Origin of the sequence: Paenisporosarcina sp. TG20, assembly GCF_000286315.1 — a bacterium.
Lineage (GTDB): Bacteria > Bacillota > Bacilli > Bacillales_A > Planococcaceae > Paenisporosarcina.
On the sequence record NZ_ALJG01000073.1, the window covers coordinates 1 to 1,648 of the forward strand.

The 1,648-nt window shown below is 29.6% G+C and carries 2 protein-coding genes; both read right to left on the reverse strand.

All coding sequences use genetic code 11. From position 1 onward, the window contains the following. Positions 1–261 precede the first annotated feature (261 nt). On the reverse strand, positions 262–549 hold the full coding sequence (locus tag B371_RS0100460) for a hypothetical protein (protein WP_019412394.1): 288 nt from the start codon (positions 547–549) through the stop codon (positions 262–264). A gap of 97 nt (positions 550–646) precedes the next feature. Then, positions 647–877 (reverse strand): hypothetical protein, encoded by a 231-nt coding sequence (locus B371_RS0100465; RefSeq protein WP_019412395.1) that lies wholly within the window; start codon positions 875–877, stop codon positions 647–649. Positions 878–1,648: the final 771 nt, after the last annotated feature.

A 1,648-nucleotide genomic window follows, 5' to 3' on the forward strand; every position in this document is an offset into this window, starting at 1 on the left:
CTACACTATTTCTAAAAAGAGATATACTTGCTCAAATATCAGAATTTCAGGTGTTCATGATGCAAACCACTGCATTTTTCTATTATATAAAATACCATTGACTTTCTGCTAAGCCGTTCATTATAGGATATGTTAAAGTTATTGGTGATTTTGTCTAAATAAATGCGCTTGGAAATGTTTATCCAAGTGCATTTATTTATGTTTTTTTACTAACGTACCCGTTAGCTTAAGTACACATTTTCACAATCTTAAAAACAAATTCTAGTAATATAAATTCTTTTTCGCTATTAATTGAGGTGTCGTAATTAATTTAGCTTTCGCTATTCCTTTCTTAAATCTTACATTGTTCAACCACTCTATAATTGCATTTGCGTCATAATTTGGGTGAATTCTTTCTCCATTTTCTAAAGCCCAATATTTTGTATTCTTTTCCTCATCAAAAATCCAATCTAGAAAGTCTTTTTGAATACAGTTCATCTTCCTACCTACTTTTGTTGAACAAGAAATGTATTGAATAAAGTCCTCACCAAAGTCAATTTTAATAATCATAAGACTTTCAACCCCTTTAAAAATCGTTACTGCTTATTTTAGAAACGCACCCGTTACTTTAAGTTAAATGTTTCACAATCTTCTTAAAGTATGAATTTTATTTTGTTTTGCGTTTTGGCATAAAGGTGGCAACCAAAAAGCCTATTCCAATTAAAAATAAACATACATACATAAACAATTGGGCAGGACCACCACCAAAGTGACTAAAAGGAAAAGGTCCATTGATAATCCAAATATACCTTTCGTAATCTCCGTGTATGAACCAATATAGTAGAAATGGCGATAAAATAAAAACAATACCTATAAAAAGTTTAATATAACGTTTCATTCTTATCTCCCCCATAAGACTAAATGATCTCATTTGTTTTTCTTCAAGTAAACTGCTTACTTTAGTTTAAGAAACCAACCTTTTTCAAGATCTCCGTTCTTGTGCTAAAGTAATTCGTTAGTTGAATAAGGAACTTCAATTATTAAGGATGGTTTACTATGCCTTTTTTTCCCACAACAAATATTGCAACTAAAGCAGTAATTATACTTGCAATAAAAAACCCATTTGCATATGTCGGTATGCTTTTCTTTGGTACCCAATCATTTATTTCGAAGATTAGAAAATGCACTCCAATTGCGTCTCCATCAATGTGTGTTATAGAAGACCTCAAATCCATTCCTTTACTAAAAAATAAGATAGTTACGATTATAAGAAAAACAAAAACACTCCACCGATATATAGTTTTCAATTCCATTCGCCTCTTTCAATTATTATTTTATTTTTCCTTTAAGTTTGTCTACTTCTTAATTTTTCTCTTAATAAGACTCATCTGTTGCGTTAAGGTTTAGTAAAGTGCCAATTTTTTTCGAAGTAAATAAACATTAAAGTTTACATATATTAACTAATTAAACACCGTTACCAAAACTCCTTCTTCTTGAACTAGCCTGCTTGTTAGTTTAATTTAACTATTAAGCATCCTTTTCCTTTAAAAAAGCCATTTTTTATAATAAAGATTGATTACCTAAGCGAATAGTTGTGATTTAAGTATAACCTATTCAAAATTGGAAGTCTTTTCTTATTTTCCCATAATAAAGTAGGGAAACCATTTTC

What these genes read in the sequence shown, in the direction of transcription:
- B371_RS0100460 (WP_019412394.1), bottom strand. Translation starts at nt 549, where the DNA reads ATGATTATTAAAATTGACTTTGGTGAGGACTTTATTCAATACATTTCT.
- B371_RS0100465 (WP_019412395.1), bottom strand. Translation starts at nt 877, where the DNA reads ATGAAACGTTATATTAAACTTTTTATAGGTATTGTTTTTATTTTATCG.